Consider the following 26,428-nt stretch of genomic DNA (forward strand, 5'->3'; position numbering starts at 1 on the left):
GACCGCAGACCGCAAAGGAGTTGGCACGGTGACGGAGAACGAGCGGGACTTCGGCGACCGCAAGGGCACCGCGCTCGTCGCGGGCGGCACCGGCGGCATCGGCGCGGCGGTCGTCCGGACGCTGGCCCGGCGCGGCAGCGCGGTGCGGTTCACCTACCGCTCGAACGCGGAGGCGGCCCAGGCCCTCACCGCCGAACTCCGCGCGGACGGCGCCCAGGTCGACTCCGTGCGGGCGGACCTGACGGACGAGGGAGAGGCCGCAGCCGCGGTGCGCTCCGCGGTGGACCGCTTCGGCGCACTGCACACACTCGTCTACGCGGCGGGCCCGCACGTCCCGATGGTGCACCTCAGCCGGGTCCCACCGGCCCAGTACCGCCGACAGCTCGACACCGACGCACAGGCCTTCTACAACCTCGTGCACCCGGCACTCGAACCGCTCAGGGAGACAGCCGGCAGCGTCGTCGCGGTCACCACCGCGGCCACCCACCGCTACCCCGTCCGCGACGGCCTGTCCTCGGGCACGAAGGGCGCGGTGGAGGCGGTGGTCCGGGCGCTCGCGGCCGAGGAGGGCCGCTACGGCGTGCGCTGCAACTGCGTCGGCCCCGGCATGCTCACGGACGGCATCGCGGCCCGCCTCATCGAGGACGGCGAACTCGACGACGCCGCCCTGCGGGTCACCCGCCGCAACATCCCGCTGCGCCGCTTCGGCAGCGCGCAGGACATCGCGGAGGCGGTGGCGTTCCTCGCCTCGGACCGGGCGGGGTTCATCACCGGGCAGCATCTGGCGGTGGACGGCGGCTATACGGTCTGAGGGCGCGCAGGTCGACCGCCGCCCGTCCTGCGCGCGCCCGGGTGATCACGGGCGCGGGGCGACCTCCGCGCCGTCCACGGCGATCCGCTCCACCGGCACCTCACCCGGGCCGTCGTCCGCGATCCGCTCCCCCAGCGTCGACAGGTCGTACGACTGCCGGGCCAGCCAGAACCTCAGGAAGCCGGTGAGGGAGTAACGCAGGTAGACGGCACCGCCCACCACCGCGCACACCACCCCGGTCAACCCGATGGCGAGGGCGTCGCGTTGGGCGAGGGGGTCCTCGGTGGCGTGGGTGAGCGGGAAGGTGAGGACGCCGAGGACGAGGCCCACGAGCAGGAGGGCCGCTCCGGCGCGCAGCCACAGGGTGTTGCGGGCGGTGGCCGGATCGGGGATCTTCAGGGCCGCCAGGTCCCGTACGAAGCGGTCGGCGCGGGCGGCGGTCGGGTCGGACGGTGCGGTCATGCGGCGCTCCCGAGGTAGTAGGAGGACAGTTCGGCGTGCAGGGAGCTGTCGGGGTGGCCCTGCCACTGGACGCCGCCGCGGACGAGGACGGCCGCGTGGTCGGCGATCTTGAGGACGGCGGTGGCGAACTGCTCGACCACCAGGACCGCTACGCCCTGGCGGGCCAGTTCCGCCACGTATTCGTACAGTTCGCCGACGACCAGGGGCGCCAGACCCATCGACAGTTCGTCGAGGAGCAGGACCGCGGGGTCCGTGGCCAGTCCACGGGCCAGAGCGAGCATTTGTTGTTCGCCGCCGGAGAGGGTGCCCGCCGCCTGGCGTGCGCGTTCGCCCAGGACCGGGAAGCGCTCGTAGGCGATGTCCTCGATCTCCGCGCGGTCGCGGCCGGTGAACGTCATCATGCGGAGGTTGTCGCGCACCGAGAGGTTGGGGAAGATTCCGCGCCCCTCGGGGATGAGACACACCCCGGCGCGGGCGAGGTCGCGCGGGTGCGCACCCGTGACATCGCGTCCGCCGAGCCGGACACTGCCCGAGCTGGGTGCGTGCGCGCCCGCCGCCACGTTCAGCGTCGTCGTCTTGCCGGCGCCGTTCGGGCCGAGGAGCGCCACCACCTGGCCCGCGGCGACGCTCAGATCGACGCCGTGCAGCACGGTGATGCGGTCGTACGCGGCTTGCACCCCGCGCAGTTCGAGCAACGGGCCCATACCGTCAGGCCTCCCCGAGGTAGGCGGCCAGGACCGTCTGGTCCTGCTGGATGTCGGCGGGCGGGCCACAGGCCACGATCCTGCCGAGGTCGAGGACGTACACCTGGTCGCAGACGCTCATCACCAGGCCCATGTCGTGCTCGACGAGGACGACCGCGCAGCCGTCGGCGGCGACGTCGCGCAGCAGGTCGGCGAAGCGGTGGGTCTCGTCGGCGTCCTGGCCGGCCGCGGGTTCGTCGAGGAGCAGGACGCGTGGGCGGCCCGCGAGGGCCCGGCCCACTTCGAGGAGGCGGGCGGCGCCGGTGGGCAGCGCGTCGGCGGCGGTGTCCGCGTCGTCGGAGAGACCGATGCGCTCCAGGATGCGGTCGGCCATCCGGCCCGGGTCCTGGGCGCGGGCGCCGAGCTCGGCGGCGACGAGGAGGTTGTCGCGGACGGTGAGGCGCCCGAAGAGTTCCAGGCGCTGGAAGGTGCGGGCCATGCCGCGGCGGGCACGCTGGGCGGGGGTGGCGCGGGTGATGTCGTCGCCGTCGAGGGACACGCGGCCCGACTGGGGCCTGCGCAGGCCGGAGACGACGTCGAACAGTGTGGACTTTCCGGCGCCGTTGGGGCCGATGAGGCCGGTGATCCGGCCGGCCTCCGCCGCGAATCCGGCCTCGTCCAGGGCGCGGTTCCCGCCGAAGACGACGGTGACTCCGTCAGCTCGCAGCGATGCCACGTGCGATCACCTCCCGGTCCTCGCTGCGCCAGGGCCGCCGGATCCCCCACCATTCGACGGGGTCCGGGTCGAGCCGTGGCTGCTCGGACTGTCGCGCCGTGGACCAGACGCGCAGCGCCGTCGTGGCGACGATCGTCGTGACGAGGAAGAGTGCGCCGCCGATGAGGTCCGTCGCGTACAGCGCCCACAGCACGGCGACGACGGCGCCCGTCACCGGGAACAGCACACGGTCGCGCACCAGCACCGACCATTCGGCGCGCAGCCTCGGCACGATGCCGCTGGGGCTGTGGGCGAGGCCCATGCCGGCGAGGGCGATGAGGAGCGTCGACGCGTCGTGGGCCCAGTCGCCGAAGTGGCTGAGGAGCTGGGGCGGGGCCACGTAGGAGATACCGGTGAACAGTCCGGTGCCGACCGCGCCGAGGCCACCGATGACGGCGATCAGGAAGATGGGCAGGTTGGCGACGAGGTTGAACTGCTCCGCGGTGATGGTGCGTTGGACCATCCCGTACAGGGCGCCACCGAGTCCGGCGATCCCGGCCGACAGGGCGAACACGGCGACCTTGGCGCCCAGCGGGCGGCCGCCGAGCGTCGCGTACGCCGCCTCGCTGTCGCGCAGCGCGATCAGCCCACGACCGAAGCGGCCACGCCGCAGCCAGGCCACGGCGAGCGAGACGAGCGCCAGCACCACCGCGGAGAACAGCAGGAGTTCACGCTCGGACGACAGCTGCCAGCCGAACAGATCCGGCCCGGCGACCTCGACCGATCCCTGGTCGAACAGGGCGATGCGGACGCCGAGGAGGTCGAAGGACGGCAGGGTGAACACCCAGCGGTCAAGGACCACGGCGAACGCGGCCGTGCCGAGGGCCAGATAGATGCCGGACAGTCGCAGCGCGGGCACGGCGATGAGCACGCCCACCGCCGCGGCGACCAGCACGGCCACCGGCAGCGCCCACAACTGGCCCTGACCGCCCAGGTGTCCCCAGACGATCGCGCCGATCCCGGCGATGCTCAGCTGACACAGCGAGATCTGCCCCGCGTACCCGGCCAGCGGCACGTACGACAGGGCGACGATGCCGAGCGCGAACAGCGGTGCGTACGAGATGAGCCCCTCGCCGCTCAGGACAGTCACCAGGAACACGGCGAACAACAGCACGCAGCCACCGAAGACGAGGGTGCCGCGCATGGTGGGCAGCGGCACCTGGACGAGGCGCCGCTCGCGCCCGCGCAGCCGCCGGTGCGGGAAGACGATCAGGGCGAGGAAGAGCAGCAGGGCGGGCGCGGCGAGGCGCAGGCCCGGCAGGTAGTCGTTCTGCGGGAGGTAACCGGTGAGGAAGCTCTCCAGGCAGCCGACGACGAGCGCGCCGACGAAGGTGAGCGGCAGGCTGCGCAGTCGGCCGAAGACAGCGGCGGTGTAAGCGGAGACGATGAGCAGGGAGAGCTGCTGCGCGTCGAGGGCCACGGTGGGGGCGATCAAGATGCCGCCGACGGCCGCGAGTTGGGTGCCGAGGACCCAGGCGAGGCGGGCGGCGCGCTGCGGCGAGGCCCCGGTGAGCCCGGCGAGCGCGCGGTCGTCGACGCAGGCCCGCATCTCGGTGCCGGCGCGGGTGCGGCCGAGCAGGAACCACAGCCCGGCCGCGACCAGCACGGCGACGACGAGGGTGACTGCCTGGTGCCACGTGACGGCGGCCGGGCCGAGGTCGATGGCGGGTTTGTCGGCGAAGAACGGGCGCAGCGGGCGGGCGGCGCTGGGGTCCCAGATCCACCGGGCCAGGGAGATGCAGCCGGTGAGCAGGGCGACGGCCATCACGAGCCGTTCCGCCTCCCCCAGCGACTGCACGGGCCGCATCAGCACCCGCTCCACCAAAAGACCGAACCCGGGTGCGAGCACCAGCAGGACGAAGGCGAGCGCGAGCGGCACCGGCCAGCCCCAGCCGAACGCCAACTGCCAGTAGGCGAAGGCCGAGAGCATGCCGGCGGCGCCGTGCGCGAAGTTGAAGACACCGGCGGTCGTGTACGTCAGGACGAGGCCGCTGCCGACGATGGCGTAGATCGCGGCAGTGGTCAGGCCGACGACGCCGAAGGTGAGGAACTGTTCCATGGGCGACCGTCCGGGGTCGGCCGGGCCGCGGGGTGAGCCCGGGAGCGGGTGGCGACGGTGTCACTGGATCCCAGGGGTGGAAACTAGCTTCTCATTGACGGAGAATCAACCATCCGAACACGGGAGCCCGCATTTACGTCGCGTGGCCGACCACCCCGACCGAAGGGACGGCAAAGCCCTTGACCACACACCACTCGACACATCACTCGACCCCCAGCAGGTACGAGGACCTCGCCGACATCCAGCAGCTGCTCGCGCGCTACGCCGTGGCGATGACCCGGGGCGACACCGACGCCGTCCTGGCCGTCTTCACCCCGGACGGCAGCTACAGCGCGTTCGGCGACACCTATCCGCTCGACGACTTCCCCGAGTTGATCGCGGCCGCCCCCAAGGGGCTGTTCATGACGGGTACGCCGGTCGTGGAGTTCGCCGATGACGGCGGGAGCGCCACCGGCACACAGCCCCTGTGCTTCGTCGAGCACGCGGCGCACGACATGCGCATCGGCTACTACAACGACACCTACATGCGCACCGAGGACGGCTGGCGGCTGCACACCCGCGCGATGACATTCATCCGCCGAAGCGGCGCCCACGACTCGGGCCGCCCGCACGCCTTCGAGCGGACGCGGGCGTGACGGCCCTGGACACCGCCGGGTTCCGCACGGCGCTGCGGGCGTGGCTGGACGAGCACGACCTGTCCCCGGAACCGACGGCGGGACCCGACGGCTCACTGGACGCCCACGTCACCCAACTCGACCGTGTACGAAGGGAATTGTGGGACGCCGGATGGATGCGGCACGGCTGGCCCGAGGAGGTGGGCGGTGTCGGCGGACCGAGCGTGCTGCGGGCCGTGCTCGGCGAGGAGGTCGCGACGCGCGGGCTCGCCGAGCCGGGCCTGTACTCGATGGTCGAGGTCCTCGTCCCCACCCTGCTCTCGTACGCGCCGCCCGCCCTGGCCGCCGAGATGGTGCCCCGGCTGCTCGGCGGCCGGGAGCAGTGGTGTCAGGGTTTCTCCGAACCGGGCTCCGGAAGCGATCTGGCCTCGCTCACCACGCGCGCGGTCCGCTCCGGTGACGGCGACGGATGGGTGATCACCGGCCAGAAGGTGTGGACGAGCCTGGCCCAGTACGCGGCGCGGTGCGTCCTGCTCGCCCGTACGGGCCCTGACCCCGGTCACGCCGGGATCAGCGCCTTCTTCCTCGACATGGACTCCCCCGGCATCACGGTGCGGCCGCTGCGCACCATGCACGGCGTCGACGAGTTCGCGGAGGTGTTCCTCGACGACGTACGGGTGCCGCAGGAGCGGCTGCTCGGCAGGGAGGGCGACGGATGGAAGCTGGCCATGGACCTGCTGCCGCACGAGCGCTCCACCTGCTTCTGGCACCGTGTCGCCCACCTCTACACCCGACTCGACCGGCTCCTGGACCGGATGCCGTCGGCCGAGGACGAGGCGGCGGCGCTGGGCGAGGCGTATCTGGCACTGCACACGGTGCGCTGCCGCTCGCACGCGACGCAGGCCCGGCTCGCGGCGGGCGGCCGGCTCGGCCCGGAGACGTCCGTCGACAAGATCCTCCTCGCCACCGCCGAGCAGCAACTCTTCGACACCGTACGGGACTTGCTGCCCGGAGCGGTGGAGCTGACGGATCCGGCCTGGCGCACGGAGTACCTGTACTCGCGGGCCGCCACCATCTACGGCGGCACCGCCGAGGTCCAGCGCAACATCGTGGCCCGCCGACTGCTCGACCTCGGCAAGGAGTGACCATGGACAACGCCGAACGTGAACTGCTCGAGGACACCCTCCGCAAGGTCATGACATCACCGGTGAGTGCGGCAGCACTCACCGGCGCACTCACCGACCTCGGCTGGTCCGAACTGCTGACGCAGTACCCCCGTGACGCGGTCCGTGCCGTCTTCCGCCTGCTCGGCGAGACGGGCGCGCACGCCCCGGTCCTCAACGACGTGCTGCTGCACGAACAGGGCCGCCCGCTCGGCGGCGACTGTGTGCCGATGCCGTACGCAGGCGGGCTGTGGGTGTGCTGGGAGCGGGAGGCCGCACCGGGGCTCGGTGGCATCGACCCCGAGCTTCCGCTGCGCGTCCTGCCCGAACCGGGCACCCCCGTCCCCCTGCCCCTGGCCCGGCAGGCGCTCGGCTGGTGGCTGGTCGGCACCGGTCGCGCGATGGTGGTACTGGCACGCCAACACATCCTGGAACGCCACCAGTTCGGCCGCCCACTTGCTTCTTTCCAGGCCCTCCGGCACAAGCTCGCCGAGACACTGGTGGCCCTGGAAGGCGCGGAGGCGACACTGATCGCCGCCGACGGCGAGCTCAGCTCACTCCTCGCCAAAGCGGCGGCGGGCCGGGCCGCCCGCACCGCCGCACGCCACTGCCAACAGACCCTGGGCGGCATCGGATTCACCGCCGAACACGACCTGCACCGGCATGTGAAGCGCGCCCTCGCCTTCGACGGCCTGCTCGGCAGCGCCCGCGAGCTCACCCGCGAGGCCGGCCGCTCGATCGCGGCGCGCGGGACGGCACCCCGCCTCGTACACCTCTAGGAGCCCTGGAGTCGCCATGACAGATCTGTGGAACGACCTGCTCGACTGCCTCGCGCCCAAGCCCCTCGGCCAGGGGGTCTACGAGGCGCCCTCCCAACAGCTCGCCTACCACCGCCTGTTCGGCGGCCAGCTCCTCGCCCAGATCGCGCGCGTCGCCGAACTCACCTGCGCGGGCAAGGCCGTGAAGTCCCTGCACGTACTGTTCCCGCGCGAGGGCAAGGGCGGCGAGCCGGTGCGCTACGAGACGGACTGCGTGCAGCAGGGGCGGACATACGCGGCCGTGCAGATCCAGGCACGGCAGGAGCACGGGGTCGTCGCCGTGGCCACCGTGAGCCTGCACACGTGGGAGGGCGGGCGTGCGCGGCAGACCGTCGAGCCGGTGGGAGGCGTGCCGGACGAGGAGCGCCGTATCGACCTGGAACTGCTGCCTTGGGAGACCCGCGCCGCGACGGACCTCGACTCCCCCGACACCGCGCCACCCGCGTACGAACTGTGGACACGCACCCCGCCGGTGGCCGCCGAGCTCGGCCCCGCACTGCTTTCCTACGCCACCGACCTCACCCTGATCGGCACCGCGCTGCGTCCGGTCTCGGGCATCACCCAGCACGACGCGGGCCGCGCCTTCGCCTCCGCCGTGACCTCGCACTCCCTCTGGTTCCACCAGCCGGTACGCAGCGACAGCTGGCTGCTGCTGCGCCAGCACAGCCCCGTCGCGGCGCACGGGCGGTGCCACGGGCGGGGCGATGTGCTCACGGAGGGCGGTGAGTTGGTGGCGTCGTACGCACAGGACGCGTTGCTCCGCTTCGCGGACACGTAGGCGGCTCAGCCGCGCACGTGCAGCCCGAAGCCGCTGCGGCCCGGGGGCGATCCTCGGGTTCGTCGACCCGCTGATCGCCGAAGGCCCACCGTTCAGGACGCCTGGGCCGGTGCCGCGGTCGGCTGCGCGGCGGGTTGTGTCGTCGGCTGTGTCGTGGGCTGTGTGCCCAGCAGCAGGACCGTCATGGTGTCCCGCACGGTCTCCTGGTAGCGCTCGTCGTCCGTGTCCACCATCCACTGCTGCTGCATGCCCTCGAAGAGGGCCATCAGGGCGGTGGCCGCGGTGCGGGGTGTGAGCCCGCTCGGGAGACGGTCGCCGTATCGTCCGGTGAAGCCCTCGGTGAGCATGTCGATCAGTTCGCGATAGCGCTCCCGGGCGAAGCCCCGGGCCGGTTCCTGGCCGGTGGCCGCCTCCGCCATCACCACACTGTGCACCTGGGCCAGGGACGGGATGCCCTGGTCGAAGGCGAGCGCCTGGGCCAGCCTGCCCGGCATGTCGGGGTCGTTCCAGTCGGAACGCACATGCTGCCGGTTCAGGTCCTCGCGCAGGTGCAGCAGGGCGAACAGCAGACGCTTCTTGCTGGGGTAGTAGTGCAGCACACCCTGCCGGGTCAGGCCCGCGCGCTCCGCGACCGCGTCGATGGACGCACCCTTGTACCCGCGCTCGGCGAACACCTCGAGCGCCGCCTCGAGTATCTCCTCATGCCGCGCCGAGACCATGGCCCCACCCGCCCTCTCCGCTCACCGATGACGAACCCGTCCGCGCCGTTCACCCTACGTACGGTGAAGGCGCGGCGGGAGAGGGCGGCCTGGGGTCACTTCACATCGGACATCGACTTTCCGACGTCGGCGAGCGTGGCGGGCTCGACGTACTTGCCCCGGTACTTCACGGCAGGCGCGTCACAGCGGTAGGGGCCCTTGTCCGGCTTGAAGTCGGCCGGCTTCCAGCCCTCGGGGGTCGCCTCGACGATGGAGTAGCACGTGCTCGGCTTCTGCAGCTCGGACAGGTCGAACGGGGCCTGGATGCCGCCGGCCGTCCAGCGGGTGTTCTTCGTGGCGTTCTCGTAGACGCAGGTCCGCGTCAGTTCGGCGCAGTCGCGGGCCGCGGTGGCGAACAGCAGCCAGGAGGCGAAGGCGCGCAGCGAGAGATAGCTGACCTTCGCGTCGGGAGCGTACTTGGCGTACAGCTGCTTGATCTTGTCCGTGGTGGGCGACGACGTTTCCAGGGGCGCCGTGGCGAACAGTTCCGCGTAGTTGTGCTGGGTCTTGAGGGCCGACCCGGCGAGCTTCACGAAGGGGTCTCCGTAGGAGTTGCTGTTGGAGTCGATCCAGTCGGGCGCGTATCCGATGCTGGTGAGGGACTGCTCCAGCTTGGCGAGCGAGCTGAAGTCGCCCAGGAAGACGAGGCCCTTGACCTTCTTGTTCTTGATGGACTGGGCGTACGGCGTCCAGTCGGAGACGCCGGTCGCCGGGTACAGCTCGGTGTAGGAGACCTTGCCGCCGAGCTGAGCGATGGACTCCTTGAACTGGGCCGTCATCATCTTGGTGACCGGGCTGTCACCGGAGATGATGCCGACGTTCTTGGCGGACGACGGGTACTTCTCGGTGATCAGCCACTTGTAGAGGCCGGCGTACTGGAAGTAGTCGGCGTACGGTCCCGAGCCCACCACCTGCAGGTCGGAACCGATGGCGGGCGGCAGGCTCGACTGGGCGGCGAAATTGGGGAGGAGACACTTCAGGCGGTCCTTGACGCCCAGCCCGTCGAGTGCGGCAGCCCCGCCGACCAGGGCAAAGTCCTCCTTGCAGGCCTGCTGCATGCGCTGGCGCACCTCGAGGAGCTTCGCGTCGTGGGTCACGGGTGTGAGCTTGCGGCCGTTGATCCCGCCGTTGTCGTTGCACCAGGACGTGAACACCTTGGCGGCGTCGACGAAATCGGGGGTCTTGTTGAAGCCGACGTCCGTGAAGACGCCGGTCTTGATGTCCTTCGCGGTGACGCCTTGTGTGCCGGTGCTCTTGGCCTCGCCCTTGCCGCACACGTCCTTCAGTGTTCCGAAGTCGGCGCCGCCGGCGGCCGCGGCGCTCGCCTTGGCGGGCTCCTTGTCCTCGGCGCCGGCGTTCTTCGAGTCCGAGCGGGTGGAACATCCGGCCAGCAGCACCGCGAGCACGGCGACCACGCCGATGAGTAGCCTTCGCAACGGTCCTCCCCAGGGGGCATACCTCGATTGCGGCGGAAACTACATTCTCTATTGAAGCGAAGCAACGTTCCGGGCAGGAGAATCTTGTCCAACATTCGTGCGGTGGACGATTCGGTAGGGCGACGGCCCACGCTTTCCACTGACCCGGAGTATCGTTCTGCCATGAACGCCGTCCCCGCCGAACCCGCACCGCCCGCCTGGCGTCAGCGCGCCGTCGAGCGGTCCACCCGTGCCGCCAAGCTCCGCGCCGAGCAGCGCATCCAGCGTTTCCTGGACGCCGCCCAGGAGTTGATGAGCGAGAAGGGCACCACCGACTTCACCGTGCAGGAGGTCGTCGAGCGCTCCAAGCAGTCACTGCGCAGCTTCTACCAGCACTTCGACGGAAAACACGAGTTGCTTCTCGCGCTCTTCGAGGACGCGTTGTCGCGCTCCGCGGACGAGATCCGCTCGGCGACCGCCGCCAAGAAAAAGCCGCTGGACCGGCTGCGGGTCGCGGTCGACCTCCTCTACAAGAGCTCGCAGCCGCGCCCGAACCAGCAGAGCCCGCTGTTCACCGACTTCGCGATGCAGCTGCTCGCCTCGCACCCCGCCCAAGTGGCCACGGCGCACGTGCCGTTGCTCGACGTCTTCACCGAACTCGTCGAGCAGGCCGTCGCATCCGGCGACGCCCACGCCGCCAAGCCCCGCCGGGTCGCCGCACTCGTCATGCAGACGGCCATGTTCACGGCCCAGACCCCCGGCGTCCCGACGGGCAGCAAGTCGACATCCGTGACGTCCAAGGAGGTCTGGGACTTCTGCCTGGGCGGATTGACCGGGACCACGGGCAGCTGACCCGGCCACTGGCCACGCCACACCCGGCTGGGGTGGGCACCCCGACATTACGGCTCCAATGGCGAAGGGCGTGAAGTCCTCGACTTCCTGGACGGCCATGCCGCGTGGGAGGCACGGCGGCCGTCGGCCGTCTCCTCGGACGAGAGCCTGGTCGCCCTGGCCCGACTGACACGCGAGTTCCACGACCTCACGGTCGGCACAGAGTTGGCCGGCGTCGAGGAGGTCGTATGCCATAACGATCTGTCGCCCAAGAACACGGTCCATCGCCCGGCCGATGGTGTACTGAGGCCGGTGGCGTTCATCGACTGGGATCTCGCGGCGCCGGGCATGCGGGTCCACGACGTCGCCCATGTGTGCTGGCAGTACCTCGACCTCGGCCCCTCGACAAACGACGTGGACGACGCGGCTCGGCGCATGCGGCTGATCGCCGACAGCCATGGATTCAAGGACCGTCGCAGCCTGGTGCCGATGGTGCTTTGGTGGCAGGACCGCTGCTGGCGCGGCATCCAGGCCGGGGCCGACTCGGGCGATGCCACGAAGATCCGCCTGCGCGACATGGGGGCGATCGACGAGGTACGCGGGGCGTACGAGTGGGTGCGTCGGCATCGCGCCGTGCTGGCGCGGGCGTTGGACTGAGTGATGCGCGGCCACCCGTGCCGCTCGGTGGCACGGCCGAGAGCGCGTACTGCACGGGCGCGGCATTCGTCGTCGACGGCGGGCACCTCGCCGGCCCCTGGCGCGAGGATTACGGGGCCGACGAAACCTGAAGAAGAGCGCAACTCTAATAATGCGAGAACGCCACTTCCCAAATTCAACAGTGTGCCTCTACCTTGGCAACGCCGGGTCGACTCGGGCCTCGGCGGGCGGGAGGTGCTCGATGGGGAGCGAAGCGTTCGACGGCATACGGGTGGTCGAGCTCGCCCAGTGGGTGTTCGTGCCGGTCGCCGGCGCCCTGCTGGCCGACTGGGGCGCGGACGTCATCCGCGTCGAGCGCCCCGAGGGCGACCCGTACCGGGGGCTCGCGACCCAGCGGATCGGGACCGACGGCAGCAGCGGCGTGAACCTCTCGGTGGCGCTCGCCAACCGCGGCAAGCGGTCCGTCGCCCTCGACCTGCGCCGCGAGGAGGGGCGAGCACTGCTCGACCAACTGCTCGCCACGGCAGACGTGTTCCTCACCAATCTGCGGCCCGGCGCCCTCGACCGGCTCGGGCTCGGCGCCGAGGAACTCGCGCGCCGCTTCCCCCGGCTCGTGTACGCACGGGGCCACGGTTACGGCGTCCGCGGCCCGCATGCCGACCGGGCCGGGTACGACTCGTCCGCGTTCTGGGCGCAGGGCGGGATGGCCCATGTCCTGACGCCGCCGGAGCGGGAGTACCCGATCAGTCAGCGCGGGGCGATGGGCGACCGCAACGGCGCCATGGCGCTCGCGTTCGGGGTGGCCGGCGCGCTGCTGAAGCGCGAACGCACCGGCGAGGGCTCCGTGGTGGATGTGTCGCTGCTGGCCACCGCGATGTGGACGCTGTCTTCGGACGTGCTGTCGGCGCTCGCGGGCGGAGAGCCGCGCGGGGTGTCCGGGCGCGGCGGTTCGGTGAACCCGCTCGTGGGGGCGTACCGGACCAAGGACGGTCGCCACATCCAGCTGGTGTTCCTCCAAGGGGACCGGTACTGGCGGGAGTTCTGTGCGCTCATCGGGCGTACCGAGCTCGCCGACGATCCGCGCTTCGTCGATCTGCGGGCGCGCGGCGAGAACCGGGAGGCGTGTGTCGCCGAGCTGGAGGCCGAGTTCGCGCGGCGCACGTTCGAGGAGTGGAAGGGCCTCCTTGAAGGGATCGACGCGCCGTGGGCGCCGGTTCAGGCCGTCGAGGAGCTGCTGACCGATCCGCAGGTCGTCGCCAATGACTACCTCGGCGAGGTGGAGCTCGAAGGGGGCGGCTCGTATGCGATGCCGACCGTTCCCGTGCAGTTCGACGAGCGGCCGCCGGCCCTGCGCCGGGCGCCCGAGCACGGCGAGCACACCGAGTCCGTGCTCCTCGAACTCGGCTACGACTGGGCAAAGATCGCCGAGCTGAAGGACGCGGGGGCGATCACATGAGCGCGCTGCGTCCCGTGCCCGTGCCGGACGCGGGGTCCGCCCCGTACTGGGAGGCGGCCGCGCGGCACACCCTCGCCCTCGCGCGCTGCGGCCGCTGTACGGCCTTCACCCTGCCGCCCGATGTGACGTGCCCGCACTGTCGTGCGACCGACCCCGACTTCTCGTACGAGCCGGTGAGCGGCCGGGGCACGGTGCGCTCCTGGACCGTGGTGCGGCAGTCGTCGCTGCCGGGCCTGGCGGACGAGGTGCCCTTCGTCCTCGTGGATGTGGAGCTGGAGGAGCAGGCCGGGCTGCGGATGGTCGGGCGGCTGCTGGACGGGCCCAACACCCCCTTGCGCGTTGGCGATCGGGTTCAGGTCGCCTTCGAGGACGTCGAACCCGGTGTCTCCGTGCCCGCGTTCGCGCTCGGTGAGGTGACGTCATGAGCGGCAGGTTCGCCGCCGGCGGGCAGGTCGCGATCGTCGGGTACGGGCACAGTGCCGTGCGGCGGCATGCCGAGCAACCCTTGGGAACGCTCGCGGTCGATACGGCCCGCGCCGCGATCACCGACGCGGGGCTGCGCACGGAGGACATCGACGGGTTCGTCGGATCCGCGCTGTTCCCCACGGCCGGCGGGCACGCCGCCGAGGACGGTGTCAGCACGGTCACGCCGGCGTGGCTCGCCGAGCACCTGGGCGCACGGCCCTCCTACGTCGCCGGGTTCCAGGGCATCGGGCAGATCCCCGGTTCGGTGGCGATGGCGGTCAACGCCGTGGCGAGCGGCGCCGCCGACCACGTCCTCGTCCACCGCGCGCTGCACAATCCGCGTGCCTCGTACCACGGCACCGTCCAGCGGGAGTTCGGCGGGGTGCAGCAGTGGACGGCGCCGCAGGGGCTCTTCGGTCCGCTGCCGATGATCGGGCTCGCGTACAACGAGTACCTCCAGCGCTACGGGGCAAGCCGGGAGGCCATGGCGGCGGTCCTCGTCGAGGCGCGCAAGAACGGGGCGCGGATCCCGTGGTCGTACTGGCACGGGCGGCCGCTGTCCGCCGAGGAGTACCTCGCCGCCCCGATGGTCAACGATCCGATCTGCCGCTACGACTGCGACATCCCGGTCGACGGTGTCGCGGCCTTCGTCCTCACGTCCGCCGAGCGGGCCCGCGACCTGCCGCACAGGCCGGTGTACGTGGCCGGGTACGCGGGCAGCGCGCCAGGACCCCGGCGGCTGCCCCTGCACTGGCCGCTCGACGACATCATGGCCGGGGGCGCGGGGACGGCGCGCCGGCTGTGGGAGCACGCCGGGGTGAAGGCCGCCGACATCGACGTTCCCCAGCTGTACGACGGGTTCTCGCCGTTCGTGTACTTCTGGCTGGAGGCCCTGGGCTACTGCCCGCCCGGCGAGGCACACCGCTTCGTCCTCGACGGGGGCATCGACAGCGACGCGCCAGGCGCGCTGCCGGTTCTCAGCGGCGGGGGCGCGCTCGGCAACGGGCGCATGCACGGGGTGCCCCAAATGCTCGAGTGCTACCTGCAGTTGGCTGGGCGCGCCGGACCGCGCCAGCGGGCGCGGACCACGTTCGGGCTCGCCTGCCACTCATCACCTCATTACGGCGGCGCGGTCGTGTACAGCGCACTCCCCTGGTAGCCACCAACTCCCCTGCGCAGGGCGCCGGTTCACGGCGCGAGAAGGGCGGAATCGTGCACGACCTCATCGAGCAGCGGCGCTCGTACGTCGCCGGAAAGTGGATCGAGGGCGAGGAGACACTCGCCGTCGAGAACCCCGCCGACGCCTCGCACGTGACCGATGTGTCGGTGACACCGCTCCCCGAGATCGAGCGTGCGGCCGTCGAGGCGCGTGACACCTTCGAGCGCGGTGTGTGGGCGGATGTCCCGGCCGCCGAGCGGGCTCGGATCCTGTACGCCTTCCTCGACCATGTCGAGGCGTCGCGGGACGCGCTGGTCGCCACGATGGTCGCCGAGGCCGGGCAGCCCGCGGCGTTCGCCGAACGCGCCCAGTTGCAGGGCGGGTTGGCGGTGGCGCGCGGCGCGATCGACCTCTATCTGCGGATGCCGCACGAGGAGGCGGCCCCCGTGCCCGTCGACGAGCTAGTACGCGGGCGGGTCGCGCTGAGTGTGCTGCGACACGAACCGGTGGGTGTCGTCACGGCCATCACCCCCTACAACGGGGCGATCGTGATGGCGCTGCAGAAGATCGTCCCGGCGCTGCTGGCCGGGAACTCCGTCGTCCTGCGCCCCAGCCCGCTGACCCCGCTCTCCTCGCTGGTGTTCGGTGCGGCGGCCGACGCGGCCGGGCTGCCGCCCGGTGTGCTGAGCGTCGTGATCGAGGGTGGTGCGGCGGGCGCCGAGCTGCTGACCAGCCATCCGGCCGTCGACATGGTGTCGTTCACCGGGTCGACCGCCGTCGGCCGCCGGATCCTGGCGCAGGCGGCGCCCACCGTGAAACGGGTCGCCCTCGAACTCGGCGGCAAGTCCGCGCAGATCTACCTCGACGACGCGGTGGACCGGGCCGCGGCCGGTGCGGTCGCCGTCGTGGCCGCCACCGCGGGTCAGGCGTGTGTCGCCGCGACCCGCATGCTTGTGCCCGAGGAGCGGAAGGACGAAGTCCTGGAAGCGGTGGGCGGGGCGTACGGGCGGCTCGTCGTCGGCGACCCGAACGAGGCAGGCACCACTCTGGGCCCCGTCATCAGCGCGGCCCAACTGGAGCGCTGCGAACGGTTCGTGGCGCTGGCCACCGAGCACGGCGGGAAGGTCGTCCGGGGCGGCGGTCGGCCCCACGGTCTCGACCCGCGCATCGCCCGCGGCCACTATTTCGAGCCGACCGTCCTCGACCTGCCCGGCAACGACAACCCCGCCGCCCAGGAGGAGATCTTCGGCCCGGTCCTCACGGTCCTCGGCTACCGCGACCTCGACGACGCCGTACGCATCGCCAACGACAGCCGCTACGGCCTGTCCGGCCAGGTGTACGGGGCCGACACGGCCGCCGCGACGGCCGTGGCCCGCCGCCTGCGCACCGGCGCGGTCAACGTGAACACCGCCGTCTTCAGCGCCTACGCCCCCGGCGGCGGCTACAAGCAGAGCGGCCTCGGCCGCGAGCGCGGAACGGACGGCATCCGCGCGTTCCAGGAAGTCAAGCATCTGGCCATCGGCGAACTCCGCTAAGACACACACGAGTTGAAGGAGCACCCCCGTGTCCACAGCCCACACCGCACCGGACCTGACCGGCAACGGCGCCCTCGACTGGCTGATCTCCGTCGACGACCACATCCTCGAACCGCCCCACCTGTGGGTCGACCGCGTTCCGAAGGCGGACCGCGAGCGGGCCCCGCACATGGAGACCGACGACAACGGCCTGGACTGCTGGGTCTACGACGGCAAGCGGTTCCCCAGCTCGGGACTGAGCGCGGTGGTCGGCAAGTCGAAGGAGGAGTTCAGCCCCGAGCCGCTCCCGTACAGCGAGATGCGGCCCGGCTGCTACGACCCGAAGGCCCGCATCGAGGACATGAACCGGGCGGGCATCCTGGCCTCACTGTGCTTCCCCACGGTCACCCGCTTCTGCGGGCAGCTGTTCATGGAGGCCGGTGACCGCGACTTCGGACTCGTCTGCCTCAAGGCGTACAACGACTGGATCATCGAGGAATGGTGCGCCGCCGCGCCCGGCCGCTACATCCCCCTCGTCCTCATCCCGCTGTGGGACCCGGCGCTCGCCGCCAAGGAGCTGGAACGCTGCGCCGCGAAGGGCGCCACGAGCTTCGCGTTCTCGGAGAACCCGGCCCCGCTCGGCCTGCCGACCATCCACGACAAGAGCCGCTACTGGGACCCGGTGATGGCCGCGGCCAACGACCTCGGCATGGTCGTGTCGATGCACGTCGGATCGTCCTCCACGGTGCCGCAGATCGCGCCGGACGCGCCGTTCCTCGCCAACCTGGCGTGGGGTGCCACCCGCACCTCGGGGGCCATGCTGTCCTGGCTGTTCAGCGGCATGTTCCAGCGCTATCCGAATCTGAAGATCGCGCTGTCGGAGGGGGAGATCGGCTGGATGCCGTACTTCCTGGAGCGCGCCGAGCAGGTCCTCGACACGCAGCGGCACTGGGTCAAGCGCGGCGTCCGCTTCAACGACCACGCGGGCAGCGACGCCGTCGACCTCGACACCCTCGACATCCGTGCCACGTTCCGCGAGCACGTCCACGGCTGCTTCATCGACGACGTCCACGGCATCGCCAGCATCGACGAGATCGGCGAGGACAACATCATGTGCGAGACCGACTATCCGCACTCCGACTCGACGTGGCCGAACTGCATCGACCTCGTCAAGAGCCGCATCGCCCACCTGTCACCGGAGCGGCAGTACAAGATCCTGCGCGGCAACGCGGAGCGGCTGTACCGCTTCACCCCGGCCGAGCCGCCCGTTCTCGCCTCGGCGAAGGCCTGAGGTGTCCGGCCGGGCGGTGGTCGTGGACCGGGAGCGGTGTCTCGGTACCGGCATCTGCGTGGTGTACGCGCCGGACACCTTCGCGCACGACGAGGAGGCGAAGGCCGTGGTCGTGGGGCCGCCCGAGCCGCTGGACGCGGTACGGACCGCGGTCGAGGGGTGTCCCACCCAGGCCTTGACTCTTGCTCCCACCGACGAAGCCGCCACTGACGAAGAAGGAGGGTGACCTGCGTGTTGCTCGACGGAAGGACCGCGATCGTCACCGGCGCCGGATCCGGCGTGGGCGCCGCCTCGGCGCTGCGCTTCGCCCAGGAGGGCGCCCGCGTGGTGTGCGCGGACGTCCGCCCCGACGCCGCGAAGGACACGGTGCGGGCGATCGAAAGGGCCGGCGGCACCGCCGCGGCCGTGGCCTGCGACGTGTCCCGTGAGGAGGACGTCGTGACCGCCGTGGTGGCGGCCGTCGAGCGCTTCGGGCGGCTCGACATCGTCTTCAACAACGCCGGCATCCCGACTCCCCGCCTCGGGGCGACACTTGAGGACCACACGGCCGAGGACTTCCAGCGCCTGGTCGGTGTCAATTTCGCCGGTGTGTTCCACGGCTGCAAGCAGGCCGTCCTGCAGTTCAAGCGGCAGGGCGGCGGCGGTGTCATCCTCAACACGGGTTCCGTCGCGGGGCTTGTCGCCTGGGGCGGCTCCGTCTACGGCGCCACCAAGGGGGCCGTGCACCAGCTCACGCGGGCGGTCGCCATCGAAGGAGCCCCCTTCGGCATCCGTGCCAACGCCATCGGCCCGGCCGGGATGCCACTCACCAACTTCATGCCGGCGGGCGGGCTCGACACCTCGGACGAGCAGGCGCTGGAGCAGACCGTGCAACGGGTCGCGGCCGGCCACCCGTTGGGGCGGGCCATCACCGCCGAGGACTGCGCCGAGGCCGCCCTCTTCCTGGTGTCCGACCGGTCCGCCAACATCACCGGGGCCGTCCTGCCCGTCGACGGCGGATACGTGGCGAGGTGACGGCATGACAACTCCCGTGACGCTCGACCGCGACCGGGTCCGCGAACTGTTCGACCTGCGCGGCGCCTACCTCGCCCAGGTCGGCGGCGGCTACCGCGACGACCCGTACCCGGCCTGGCACCGGCTGCGCGCGAAGGCCCCCGTCCACCCCGGCACCGTCCACGAACTCACCGGCTACGCCGGGCCCGCGCACTTCCAGGGCCTGCCGTACCCGGACCGCCCGCACTTCTCCGCGTTCAGCTACGACGCCTGCGACGAGGCGTACCGCAACGCGGAGGTCTTCGCCGCCTCCCCGACACCCATCGACCCGCGCACCGGTGAACTCGCCGCGCAGAACAGCATGTTGTCCATGGGTGGCAGGCAGCACCGCCGCTATCGCGCCCTGGTCCAGCCGTCGTTCGTGCCGGGCAAGGCGCAGTGGTGGATCCGCAACTGGATCGAGCAGACCGTCGACCTGCTCATCGACTCGTTCGTCGAGGACGGCCGCGCCGAACTCAACGTGGACTTCTGCGCGGCCGTCCCGGTCCTCACGATCACCGGCAGCTTCGGTGTTTCGGTCGAACGGGCCCTGGACATCCGGGCCGCGCTGCGCGATCCGCAGGCCATCGTGGAGATCCTCGCGCCGATCGTGGCGGCCCGCCGCGCCCGTCCGCAGGACGACTTGATCAGCGTCCTCGTAGAGGCCGAGATGACGGACGAGGACGGTGTCGCGCACCGGCTGTCCGACGCCGAGATCTACTCCTTCGCGATCCTGCTGCTCACGGCCGGCTCGGGCACCACGTGGAAGCAGATGGGCATCACGCTCACGGCCCTCCTCCAGCGCCCCGATGTCCTTGCGGCCGTGCGCGAGGACCGTGACCTGCTGCGGCCCGCCATCGAGGAGGCGCTGCGCTGGACACCGACGGACCCGATGTTCTCCCGGTACGTCACGCGCGACACCGAACTCCACGGCGTACACCTGCCGGAGGGCTCCGTCCTGCACCTGTGCATCGGCGCGGCCAACCGCGACCCGGCGCGCTGGGAGCGCCCGGACGAGTTCGACATCACGCGCAAGCTGCGCCCGTCGTTCGCGTTCGGCGGCGGCGCGCACGTCTGCCTCGGCATGCATGTGGCGCGGGCCGAGATGCGGGTCGGGATCGGTGCGCTGCTGGACCGGCTGCCGGGGCTGCGGCTCGATCCGGACGCGGCGCCGCCGCGCTTCATCGGTCTTTACGAGCGGGGGGCGACGGAGATCCCGGTGGTCTTCCAGCTCTCGACGGAAGGGAATGGACGTGAGTGAACCCGCGTACCAGAAACCGGACTTGGCGCTCGTCGGCGCCGAACACGTGGCCCGCTACCGGGAGACAGACGGCGAGATCGGCTACGAGTGGAACGGCGTGTCCATCCTGCTCCTGACGACCACGGGACGCAGGTCCGGCGAGCCGCGCACCAAGGCGCTGATCTTCGGAAGGGACGGCAACGACTACCTGGTCGTCGCCTCGACCGGCGGGGCCCCGAGACATCCCTCCTGGTATCTGAACCTGCTCGCGCACCCCGAGGCGCAGATCCAGGTCAAGGGCGAGCACATCCCGGTCGTCGCGCGCGGTGTCACCGAGGGCGACGAGCACGACCGCCTGTGGCGGGCCGTCAACGACTACTGGCCCAACTACGACACCTACCAGGCGCGCACCGACCGCATCATCCCCGTCGTCGTGCTGACACCCACCACGGACACATAGGGCGAGGACCGGTCACATGTCGAACCCGAACACCACCGCCTGGGCGGATCACGCGGCCGACCGCTCACCCTCCGTGCAGCGCTCACGGGCGCGCAGTGTCCAGCAGGCGCAGGCGATCACTCGGGCCGCGCACCGGCTCGCCTCGGAGAAGGGAAGCGCCTTCACGACGCAGGAGTTGACCCGCGAGTCCGGTGTCGCGCTGCAGACGATCTACCGGCACTTCCCGAGCAAGGACCACATCCTGCTCGCCCTCGTCGAGGAGATCATCGCCGTGCAGGCCGCGCGCATGCGGTCCGCGGCACGCGAGCTGCCCGACCCGGTGAGCCGGCTGCGGTTCTACATCTCCCACATCCTCGACGGGCTCGGCAGCGGGCGGGAGCGCACGGGCCCGCGGTTCATCACCGCCGAGCACTGGCGGCTGCACCAGCTGTTCCCCGACGAGATGGCGCGCGCCGCCCAGCCCTTCGGTGACCTGGTCGAACGGGAGCTGCGGGAGGCGGCGACCCTGGGGCTGCTGCGGCCGAGGGATCCGGCGCAGGACGCGTGGTTCGCGATGAAGCTGGTCACGTCCGTCTACCACCACTACGCGTTCGCCACCGCGCACGAGCCGGTCGAGGACGTGGCCGGGCGGCTGTGGGAGTTCTGCCTGGCCGCGTTCGGCGGCCCGGCCGAAGGGATGGGGGAAGCATGAGCGAGGCTCCGGTCTTCGCCAAGGGCCGCGATCTGGAGGCGGCCGCGGAAGCCCTGCGGCCGTGGCTGGCCACCCGGCTCGGCGCGGGCACCGCACTCGACGTACAGATCGCGAACCTGGTGTATCCGCTGGGCGCCGGCGTCTCCAACGAGACGATCCTCTTCGACGCCCGCACTGAAGGACGGGTGCACGAACTCGTCCTGCGCGTGGCACCCGCGCCCGAGCACCAGATGTTCCTCGAGCCGAGATTCCGGCTCCAGTACGAGATGCTGGCCGCGCTGCGCCGCCTCGGCACGGTCCGGGTACCCGAAGCGCTCTGGTACGAGAAGGACCCCGCGCTGCTCGGCCAGCCGTTCTACGTGATGCGCCGGATGCGGGGACGGGTCCCGGTGAGCATGCCCGTGTACAACGAGACGGGCTGGCTGACCACGGCGACTCCTGGCGAGCGCCGCACCCTGTGGGAGGGCGCCGTTCGCCAGCTCGCCGCCATCCACGGCGCGCCGGCCGAGGACTTCGGCTTCCTCCACGACCCCGGCCAGGGTGCGCCCGGCGACGAGCAACAGCTCACGTACTGGCGCCGGTTCGCGACCTGGGCGCTGGAGGACGAGATCCCCGCCTCCGTGCACGAGCTCTTCGCATGGGTGACCGCCACCCGGCCGGCGACCTCGGCTCCTGGTCTGTCGTGGGGGGACGCCCGCATCGGAAACATGATGTTCGACGACGCCTACGGAGTCGTCGGGGTCATGGACTGGGAACAGGCGTCGCTCGCCGGGCCGATGGCCGACCTCGGCTGGTGGCTGCTCTTCGACGACATCCACAGCGTCGAGCAGGGCATCGGGCGCCTCGACGGGCTCGGCACACGACAGGAAACCCTCGACCTCTGGCGAGAGTTGACGGGTCGCCCGGTGGAGCATCTGCACTGGCACGAGGTGTTCGCCGGGCTCAAGGCGGGCCTCCTGGCGCTGCACACGCGACGCTCCATGAAGCTGCCCGCGGCCGGTCGGCCGAACCCGTTCATCGAGCGTTCGCGCCGGCTTCTGGGCTGGCCGGACCGGACGACCGGATCCGTGGAGGTGTCATGACGGTCACGAGCCTTCCCGGCGGCCCCGCACCGCACGACCTGGACACGGCCCTCTCCCCGGCCTGGCTCACCGCCGTGCTGCGACAGCGGCACCCCGGTGTCGCCGTCACCGCCACGGAGGTGACCGAGCGGATAGAAACGGTGGCCACCAAGGTCCGCTTCGACGTCGCCTACGAGAACGACGAGGCCCAGGGCGCCCCGTCGGCCCTGTGCGTGAAGGCCTACTTCAACCCGGCCTCCCGACAGCGCGGCACCTCGCGCGCCGAGGTCGACTTCTACCGACTGCTGGCCGCGGCACTTCCCGTACGCACGCCACCATGTGTGCACGCCGAGGTGGACGAGGAGACCGGGCACCCGCTGCTCCTGATGCACGACCTGGTGGCATCCGGCACCCGGTTCGGCGACCCGCTGATGGGCTTCGGCCGGGACCAGGCAGCGGGGACGCTCGACCAGTTGGCCGCCCTGCACGCCGCGACGCGGGACGACGTCGAGCAGCCGGTGGACCTCGCCGCCGCCTTCCCGCCCCGCCTGGCACCGCTCACCCGCTACATGGGTCCGGACCGTCTGCAGGCCCAGCTCGACGACGGCCGGGCGGCGGAAGTCACCACCGAGGTGCGCCGAGCGGACCGCCTGATCGCCGCGATGCACGCGCTCGCCGAACTGTCGCCCGCACACCCGCGCTGCCTCGTCCACGGAGACGTGCACACCGGCAACGTCTACGCCATGTCCGACGGGTCCCCCGGCCTCATCGACTGGCAGGTGGTGCAGTACGGCGCCTGGGCGCTCGACGTCGGCTACCACCTGGCGGCCGTCCTCGACCCCGACGAACGCGCCCGCAGCGAAGGGGAGTTGCTCGACCACTATCTCGACCGACTCGCCGCGCACGGCGGCACACCACCCGGCCGGGACGAGGCGTGGTGGGCGTACCGGGCGCACCTTCCCTACGGCTTCTTCCTGTGGGGCATCACGCGGGCCGTCGACCGGCCGATCACCGAGCGGCACGCGGGACGGCTCGCACAGGCGGTCGCGTGGCACGACAGCTTCGGCCTGCTCGGCGTCTGACACACCTCACCCGGTCACCGAACGTCCCGTCGGCTCATCTGGAGGAGTACGGCCATGGAACGCGCAACGAGCATCGCCCTACTGATCAGAAAGCTGGCGGCATCGTGCACGGGCGCCGAGGTGCTGCACCATGTCGCCGCGGACGGCACCGAATCCGGCTACACCTGGCGAGAGTTGGACCGCCGCTCCGACCAACTGGCCGGGGCACTGGCGGCACGCGGCCTCGCCGAGGGCGACCGTCTCTCGCTGGCCCTGCGCAACTCGCCGCAGCTCGTGCTCGGTGTCTTCGCCGCCTGGAAGCTGGGGGCAGTCCCGGTGCCGGTGCGCTGGGATCTGCCCGAGTGGGAGTCGGACCGGTTGCGCGAGGTGGTGCGGGCGACCGTGCACCTGGGCGCCGAGGACATGCCGTGGATCGACGCAACGACGAGCGCGCACGTCCCCATCCTGCCACTGGACGTCATTTCGCCCTACGCGCACGGCATTTGCAGCAGCGGCTCGACCGGAACCCCCAAGGTCATCCTCACCGCGCGCCGGGCCATGCACGCCCCCACGTTCAGCACCCCGCTCATGCAGTCCTGGACCCCGGTCCCCCGCCCGCAGACGATCCTCGTCCTCGCGCCGATGTACCACGCCAACGGATTCACCACACTCTTCGGCATGTTCGACGGTGACCGGCTCGTGGTCATGGAGAAGTTCGACGCGGCTCGTGTCGTCTCGGCGGTCGAGCGCCACCGGGTGACGACGTTCACCGCCACACCCACCATGCTCCAGCGCATCGCGGACCTGCCCGGTGTCGAGAACCGCGACCTGAGCAGTCTGGAGTGGATCCTCCAGGGCGCCGCCCCCATGCCTTCGGCGCTCGTGCACCGGTGGTCAGGACTGATCGGCGCCGAACGCATCGTCATGGCGTACGGCATGACCGAGGGGCTCGGCATCACGGCCCTGCGCGCGGACGAGTGGATGACACACCAGGGCAGCGTCGGACGGCCGCTGCGCGCCACCGAGCTGCGCGTCCTCAACCCCGACGGCAAGGACGTGCCCGTCGGCGAGACCGGCGACATCTACCTGCGCTCCCCCAGCTACCACGGCTACGAGTACCTGGGCGACGCCCCGAGTCTCAAGGCGACCGCCGACGGCTTCCAGACGGCGGGCGACGTCGGGTACCTGGACGCCGACGGCTACCTCTACCTCCTGGACCGCCGCGTCGACATCATCATCACCGGCGGCGCGAACGTGTTCCCCGCCGAGGTCGAGGCGGCCCTGATCGACCATCCGGCCATCGCGGACGTCGTCGTCATCGGTCTGCGCGATCCCGAGTGGGGCCGCCGGGTGCACGCACTGATCGAGCCCTCGGACCCGGCCGCGCCGCCCACCCACGACGAGGTCGTCGCGTACGCGCGGGCCAGGCTGGCCGCGTACAAGCTGCCCAAGACGACCGAGTTCGTCGATGTCATGCCGCGCAGCGCGGCGACCAAGGTGAACCGCGGCGCGCTGGTGGCGGCGCGCGGCGGCTGACCCCCCACAGCACAGCCCCGCCCTCGTCAAATCCCCTTCCCCGAAAGGCAGGACAGCCCGTGAGGCCCCAGAGGACCATCACCGCCCTGACGGTGGTCGCCGCGCTGTTCGCGGCCGGTTGTTCCACCCGTGGCGACAGCAGTTCCGGCCGCGGCGACCCCGAGACCGAGGAGAAGGCCGCCGCGGCGGCGCCCGCGTCGGGCGACTTCGGCGACCTCAAGAACGTGTGCGGCCCCGGCAGTCCGAGCGGCTCCCCGGCCCAGGGGGTGACCGCGAAGGAGATCCACGTAGGTGTGTTGTCGGACGTCGGCTTCACGAAGAACACCGAGTTCGCCGACGCCGCCAAGGCGTTCACGTCCTGGTGCAACGCGGCCGGTGGCATCAACGGGCGCAAGATCGTCCCGACGGTTCGTGACACCAAGATGGTCGAGGTCCGCCAGCGCGTGAACGACGCCTGCCGCGCCGACTTCGTCCTTGCCGGCGGCAGCGCGGCGCTGGACGGGCTCGGGGTGAAGGACCGCCTGTCCTGCCTGCTCCCCGACTTCCCCGCGCAGACGGTCCAGCACCAGAACGAGGGTTCCGAACTGCAGCTGTCCATGCAGGCGGGCGGACCCTCGTACTTCCGCTACGCGGGCTTCTACGAGTGGCTGGTCAAGGACGCCTACCCGGACACGGCCGACTCCGTGGGCATCATCTCCGGCGACTCCCCGGTCACCCGCTCCTCCCTCGACCAGCGCGTGGACTTCTTCCGCTCGCGAGGCATCAAGCCCGCCTACACGGACCTCTATCCCGCGTCCGGCGTCACCAACTGGACCCCGTACGCCCAGGCCATCAAGAACGAGAAGGTGAAAGGCCTGATCTTCATGGGCGACTTCAGCTCACTGGCGAAGCTGGAGCAGGAGCTCACCGCGATGAACTACAAGCTCGACTGGATCGACGCGAACAGCAACGCCTACGGCCCGGCCTTCCTCAAACTCGCCGGCCCCGCGGTCTTGGCCGCCCAGAACAACCTCGCCGACGTCAGCGGCATCTACCCCATGGAGAAGTCGGGCTCGAACGCCGCGACGCAACAGGTCGTCGGCCTCTTCAAGAAGTACGCCGCCGGCAAGCAGCTCACCCTCCCCGCGGTCAAGGCGATGTCCGCCTGGCTCCTCTTCGCCAAGTCCGCGACCAGCTGCGACAACGACCTCACCCGCAAGTGCATCCACGACGCGGCCCGCAAGGAGACCAACTGGACCGGCGGCGGCCTCCAGGCACCGGTGAACGTGTCCGTCCAGGACTCCCCCGTGAAGTGCATGAACATCGAGAAGGCGACACCGGACGGCTGGAAGCCCGCCGACTTCGGCGCCAACAAGGGCGCCTACCGCTGCGGCGTCGCGAAGTACAGGCTCAGCGACCGGTACGGGAAGGCGGGGAAGCTGTCGGACGTCGGCAAGAGCCTCAAGGACCTGAAGTAGTCCGTGCCGGCAGGCGCAGCCCGTCGTGCGAGGGCGAGCCGGGCTCGGCCGTCCAGACGATCATCTGGAGATCCGGGTCCGCCGCCCAGCCGACGGCGTTCCAGTCGAGATACAGGTCTCCGGCGACGCGGTGGCGCCGACGAAAGGAACCCCCAGCCATGGCCGAGCAGCCCGGCTCCAG

28 protein-coding genes are annotated in these 26,428 nt (G+C 71.1%); 21 read left to right on the forward strand and 7 right to left on the reverse strand.

Features of this window, described 5'->3' with window-relative positions:
* Positions 1 to 28: 28 nt before the first annotated feature.
* Positions 29 to 811, forward strand: coding sequence for an SDR family NAD(P)-dependent oxidoreductase (locus RBJ65_RS31900; protein WP_306320102.1), 783 nt, complete (start codon positions 29 to 31; stop codon positions 809 to 811).
* Between the two features lie 45 nt (positions 812 to 856).
* Here RBJ65_RS31900 and RBJ65_RS31905 read toward each other — a convergent pair whose 3' ends face one another.
* The 4 genes from RBJ65_RS31905 to RBJ65_RS31920 are packed head-to-tail and all read right to left on the reverse strand — an operon-like array spanning position 857 to position 4,790.
* On the reverse strand, positions 857 to 1,273 hold the full coding sequence (locus RBJ65_RS31905) for a hypothetical protein (RefSeq protein WP_306320103.1): 417 nt from the start codon (positions 1,271 to 1,273) through the stop codon (positions 857 to 859).
* Entirely contained in the window at positions 1,270 to 1,977 is a 708-nt protein-coding gene (locus tag RBJ65_RS31910) for an ABC transporter ATP-binding protein (protein ID WP_306320104.1), read from the reverse strand. The genes RBJ65_RS31905 and RBJ65_RS31910 overlap by 4 nt, the downstream gene beginning before the upstream one ends.
* Positions 1,978 to 1,981: 4 nt before the next feature.
* A complete protein-coding gene (locus tag RBJ65_RS31915; protein WP_306320105.1) occupies positions 1,982 to 2,692 on the reverse strand; it encodes an ABC transporter ATP-binding protein in 711 nt (236 codons plus the stop codon).
* A complete protein-coding gene (locus RBJ65_RS31920; protein ID WP_306320106.1) occupies positions 2,673 to 4,790 on the reverse strand; it encodes an ABC transporter permease in 2,118 nt (705 codons plus the stop codon). Before RBJ65_RS31920 ends, RBJ65_RS31915 begins: the two co-directional genes overlap by 20 nt.
* A gap of 179 nt (positions 4,791 to 4,969) precedes the next feature.
* Here RBJ65_RS31920 and RBJ65_RS31925 point away from each other — a divergent pair, with 179 nt between their 5' ends.
* The 4 genes from RBJ65_RS31925 to RBJ65_RS31940 are packed head-to-tail and all read left to right on the forward strand — an operon-like array spanning position 4,970 to position 8,163.
* Positions 4,970 to 5,425, forward strand: a complete 456-nt coding sequence (locus RBJ65_RS31925; protein ID WP_306320107.1) for a nuclear transport factor 2 family protein — start codon at positions 4,970 to 4,972, stop codon at positions 5,423 to 5,425.
* Positions 5,422 to 6,549 (forward strand): acyl-CoA dehydrogenase family protein, encoded by a 1,128-nt coding sequence (locus tag RBJ65_RS31930; RefSeq protein WP_306320108.1) that lies wholly within the window; start codon positions 5,422 to 5,424, stop codon positions 6,547 to 6,549. Before RBJ65_RS31925 ends, RBJ65_RS31930 begins: the two co-directional genes overlap by 4 nt.
* A 2-nt stretch (positions 6,550 to 6,551) precedes the next feature.
* A complete protein-coding gene (locus RBJ65_RS31935) occupies positions 6,552 to 7,346 on the forward strand; it encodes an acyl-CoA dehydrogenase family protein (protein WP_306320109.1) in 795 nt (264 codons plus the stop codon).
* 16 nt (positions 7,347 to 7,362) lie between these two features.
* On the forward strand, positions 7,363 to 8,163 hold the full coding sequence (locus RBJ65_RS31940; protein WP_306320110.1) for an acyl-CoA thioesterase II: 801 nt from the start codon (positions 7,363 to 7,365) through the stop codon (positions 8,161 to 8,163).
* 92 nt (positions 8,164 to 8,255) lie between these two features.
* Here RBJ65_RS31940 and RBJ65_RS31945 read toward each other — a convergent pair whose 3' ends face one another.
* Both RBJ65_RS31945 and RBJ65_RS31950 read right to left on the reverse strand, forming a co-directional pair.
* On the reverse strand, positions 8,256 to 8,882 hold the full coding sequence (locus RBJ65_RS31945) for a TetR/AcrR family transcriptional regulator (protein WP_306320111.1): 627 nt from the start codon (positions 8,880 to 8,882) through the stop codon (positions 8,256 to 8,258).
* Positions 8,883 to 8,977: 95 nt separating this feature from the next.
* Positions 8,978 to 10,357: an ABC transporter substrate-binding protein gene (locus tag RBJ65_RS31950; RefSeq protein WP_306320112.1), complete on the reverse strand. Its 1,380-nt coding sequence runs from the start codon at positions 10,355 to 10,357 to the stop codon at positions 8,978 to 8,980.
* Positions 10,358 to 10,519: 162 nt separating this feature from the next.
* Between RBJ65_RS31950 and RBJ65_RS31955 the strand changes: the two genes are divergently transcribed.
* The 16 genes from RBJ65_RS31955 to RBJ65_RS32030 all read left to right on the forward strand — a co-directional run bounded on the left by RBJ65_RS31955 (position 10,520) and on the right by RBJ65_RS32030 (position 26,247).
* A complete protein-coding gene (locus tag RBJ65_RS31955) occupies positions 10,520 to 11,188 on the forward strand; it encodes a TetR/AcrR family transcriptional regulator (protein WP_306320113.1) in 669 nt (222 codons plus the stop codon).
* 87 nt (positions 11,189 to 11,275) lie between these two features.
* Complete coding sequence (locus tag RBJ65_RS31960) at positions 11,276 to 11,824, forward strand: phosphotransferase (RefSeq protein WP_372341310.1); 549 nt, start codon at positions 11,276 to 11,278, stop codon at positions 11,822 to 11,824.
* A 241-nt stretch (positions 11,825 to 12,065) separates the two neighbouring features.
* On the forward strand, positions 12,066 to 13,280 hold the full coding sequence (locus RBJ65_RS31965; protein ID WP_306320114.1) for a CaiB/BaiF CoA-transferase family protein: 1,215 nt from the start codon (positions 12,066 to 12,068) through the stop codon (positions 13,278 to 13,280).
* On the forward strand, positions 13,277 to 13,705 hold the full coding sequence (locus RBJ65_RS31970; protein WP_306320115.1) for a Zn-ribbon domain-containing OB-fold protein: 429 nt from the start codon (positions 13,277 to 13,279) through the stop codon (positions 13,703 to 13,705). Before RBJ65_RS31965 ends, RBJ65_RS31970 begins: the two co-directional genes overlap by 4 nt.
* On the forward strand, positions 13,702 to 14,904 hold the full coding sequence (locus RBJ65_RS31975; RefSeq protein WP_306320116.1) for a thiolase family protein: 1,203 nt from the start codon (positions 13,702 to 13,704) through the stop codon (positions 14,902 to 14,904). The genes RBJ65_RS31970 and RBJ65_RS31975 overlap by 4 nt, the downstream gene beginning before the upstream one ends.
* 53 nt (positions 14,905 to 14,957) lie before the next feature.
* Positions 14,958 to 16,439, forward strand: coding sequence for an aldehyde dehydrogenase family protein (locus RBJ65_RS31980; RefSeq protein WP_306320117.1), 1,482 nt, complete (start codon positions 14,958 to 14,960; stop codon positions 16,437 to 16,439).
* A 28-nt stretch (positions 16,440 to 16,467) separates the two neighbouring features.
* Positions 16,468 to 17,709: an amidohydrolase family protein gene (locus tag RBJ65_RS31985; protein WP_306320118.1), complete on the forward strand. Its 1,242-nt coding sequence runs from the start codon at positions 16,468 to 16,470 to the stop codon at positions 17,707 to 17,709.
* Between the two features lies 1 nt (position 17,710).
* Positions 17,711 to 17,935, forward strand: a complete 225-nt coding sequence (locus tag RBJ65_RS31990) for a ferredoxin (protein ID WP_306320119.1) — start codon at positions 17,711 to 17,713, stop codon at positions 17,933 to 17,935.
* 5 nt (positions 17,936 to 17,940) lie between these two features.
* A complete protein-coding gene (locus RBJ65_RS31995) occupies positions 17,941 to 18,723 on the forward strand; it encodes an SDR family NAD(P)-dependent oxidoreductase (RefSeq protein ID WP_306320120.1) in 783 nt (260 codons plus the stop codon).
* A 4-nt stretch (positions 18,724 to 18,727) separates the two neighbouring features.
* A complete protein-coding gene (locus RBJ65_RS32000) occupies positions 18,728 to 20,002 on the forward strand; it encodes a cytochrome P450 (RefSeq protein ID WP_306320121.1) in 1,275 nt (424 codons plus the stop codon).
* On the forward strand, positions 19,995 to 20,441 hold the full coding sequence (locus RBJ65_RS32005) for a nitroreductase family deazaflavin-dependent oxidoreductase (protein WP_306320122.1): 447 nt from the start codon (positions 19,995 to 19,997) through the stop codon (positions 20,439 to 20,441). The genes RBJ65_RS32000 and RBJ65_RS32005 overlap by 8 nt, the downstream gene beginning before the upstream one ends.
* 16 nt (positions 20,442 to 20,457) lie before the next feature.
* A complete protein-coding gene (locus RBJ65_RS32010) occupies positions 20,458 to 21,132 on the forward strand; it encodes a TetR/AcrR family transcriptional regulator (protein ID WP_306320123.1) in 675 nt (224 codons plus the stop codon).
* Entirely contained in the window at positions 21,129 to 22,214 is a 1,086-nt protein-coding gene (locus tag RBJ65_RS32015; RefSeq protein ID WP_306320124.1) for a phosphotransferase family protein, read from the forward strand. Before RBJ65_RS32010 ends, RBJ65_RS32015 begins: the two co-directional genes overlap by 4 nt.
* Positions 22,211 to 23,275, forward strand: coding sequence for a phosphotransferase family protein (locus RBJ65_RS32020; protein WP_306320125.1), 1,065 nt, complete (start codon positions 22,211 to 22,213; stop codon positions 23,273 to 23,275). The genes RBJ65_RS32015 and RBJ65_RS32020 overlap by 4 nt, the downstream gene beginning before the upstream one ends.
* 54 nt (positions 23,276 to 23,329) lie before the next feature.
* Entirely contained in the window at positions 23,330 to 24,790 is a 1,461-nt protein-coding gene (locus RBJ65_RS32025) for a class I adenylate-forming enzyme family protein (RefSeq protein ID WP_306320126.1), read from the forward strand.
* Between the two features lie 59 nt (positions 24,791 to 24,849).
* Positions 24,850 to 26,247: an ABC transporter substrate-binding protein gene (locus RBJ65_RS32030; protein WP_306320127.1), complete on the forward strand. Its 1,398-nt coding sequence runs from the start codon at positions 24,850 to 24,852 to the stop codon at positions 26,245 to 26,247.
* Here RBJ65_RS32030 and RBJ65_RS32035 read toward each other — a convergent pair.
* Positions 26,231 to 26,407, reverse strand: coding sequence for a hypothetical protein (locus RBJ65_RS32035; RefSeq protein ID WP_306320128.1), 177 nt, complete (start codon positions 26,405 to 26,407; stop codon positions 26,231 to 26,233). The genes RBJ65_RS32030 and RBJ65_RS32035 overlap by 17 nt on opposite strands.
* Between the last annotated feature and the right edge of the window lie 21 nt (positions 26,408 to 26,428).

This window comes from Streptomyces sp. KL109B (genome assembly GCF_030766935.1).
In the GTDB taxonomy this organism is placed as follows: Bacteria; Actinomycetota; Actinomycetes; order Streptomycetales; family Streptomycetaceae; genus Streptomyces.

Coding starts and splice junctions, on each gene's coding strand:
- RBJ65_RS31905 (WP_306320103.1), bottom strand. CDS start 1,273: ATGACCGCACCGTCCGACCCGACCGCCGCCCGCGCCGACCGCTTCGTA.
- RBJ65_RS31910 (WP_306320104.1), bottom strand. CDS start 1,977: ATGGGCCCGTTGCTCGAACTGCGCGGGGTGCAAGCCGCGTACGACCGC.
- RBJ65_RS31920 (WP_306320106.1), bottom strand. CDS start 4,790: ATGGAACAGTTCCTCACCTTCGGCGTCGTCGGCCTGACCACTGCCGCG.
- RBJ65_RS31935 (WP_306320109.1), top strand. CDS start 6,552: ATGGACAACGCCGAACGTGAACTGCTCGAGGACACCCTCCGCAAGGTC.
- RBJ65_RS31940 (WP_306320110.1), top strand. CDS start 7,363: ATGACAGATCTGTGGAACGACCTGCTCGACTGCCTCGCGCCCAAGCCC.
- RBJ65_RS31945 (WP_306320111.1), bottom strand. CDS start 8,882: ATGGTCTCGGCGCGGCATGAGGAGATACTCGAGGCGGCGCTCGAGGTG.
- RBJ65_RS31955 (WP_306320113.1), top strand. CDS start 10,520: ATGAACGCCGTCCCCGCCGAACCCGCACCGCCCGCCTGGCGTCAGCGC.
- RBJ65_RS31965 (WP_306320114.1), top strand. CDS start 12,066: ATGGGGAGCGAAGCGTTCGACGGCATACGGGTGGTCGAGCTCGCCCAG.
- RBJ65_RS31970 (WP_306320115.1), top strand. CDS start 13,277: ATGAGCGCGCTGCGTCCCGTGCCCGTGCCGGACGCGGGGTCCGCCCCG.
- RBJ65_RS31975 (WP_306320116.1), top strand. CDS start 13,702: ATGAGCGGCAGGTTCGCCGCCGGCGGGCAGGTCGCGATCGTCGGGTAC.
- RBJ65_RS32000 (WP_306320121.1), top strand. CDS start 18,728: ATGACAACTCCCGTGACGCTCGACCGCGACCGGGTCCGCGAACTGTTC.
- RBJ65_RS32010 (WP_306320123.1), top strand. CDS start 20,458: ATGTCGAACCCGAACACCACCGCCTGGGCGGATCACGCGGCCGACCGC.
- RBJ65_RS32015 (WP_306320124.1), top strand. CDS start 21,129: ATGAGCGAGGCTCCGGTCTTCGCCAAGGGCCGCGATCTGGAGGCGGCC.
- RBJ65_RS32020 (WP_306320125.1), top strand. CDS start 22,211: ATGACGGTCACGAGCCTTCCCGGCGGCCCCGCACCGCACGACCTGGAC.
- RBJ65_RS32025 (WP_306320126.1), top strand. CDS start 23,330: ATGGAACGCGCAACGAGCATCGCCCTACTGATCAGAAAGCTGGCGGCA.
- RBJ65_RS32035 (WP_306320128.1), bottom strand. CDS start 26,407: ATGGCTGGGGGTTCCTTTCGTCGGCGCCACCGCGTCGCCGGAGACCTG.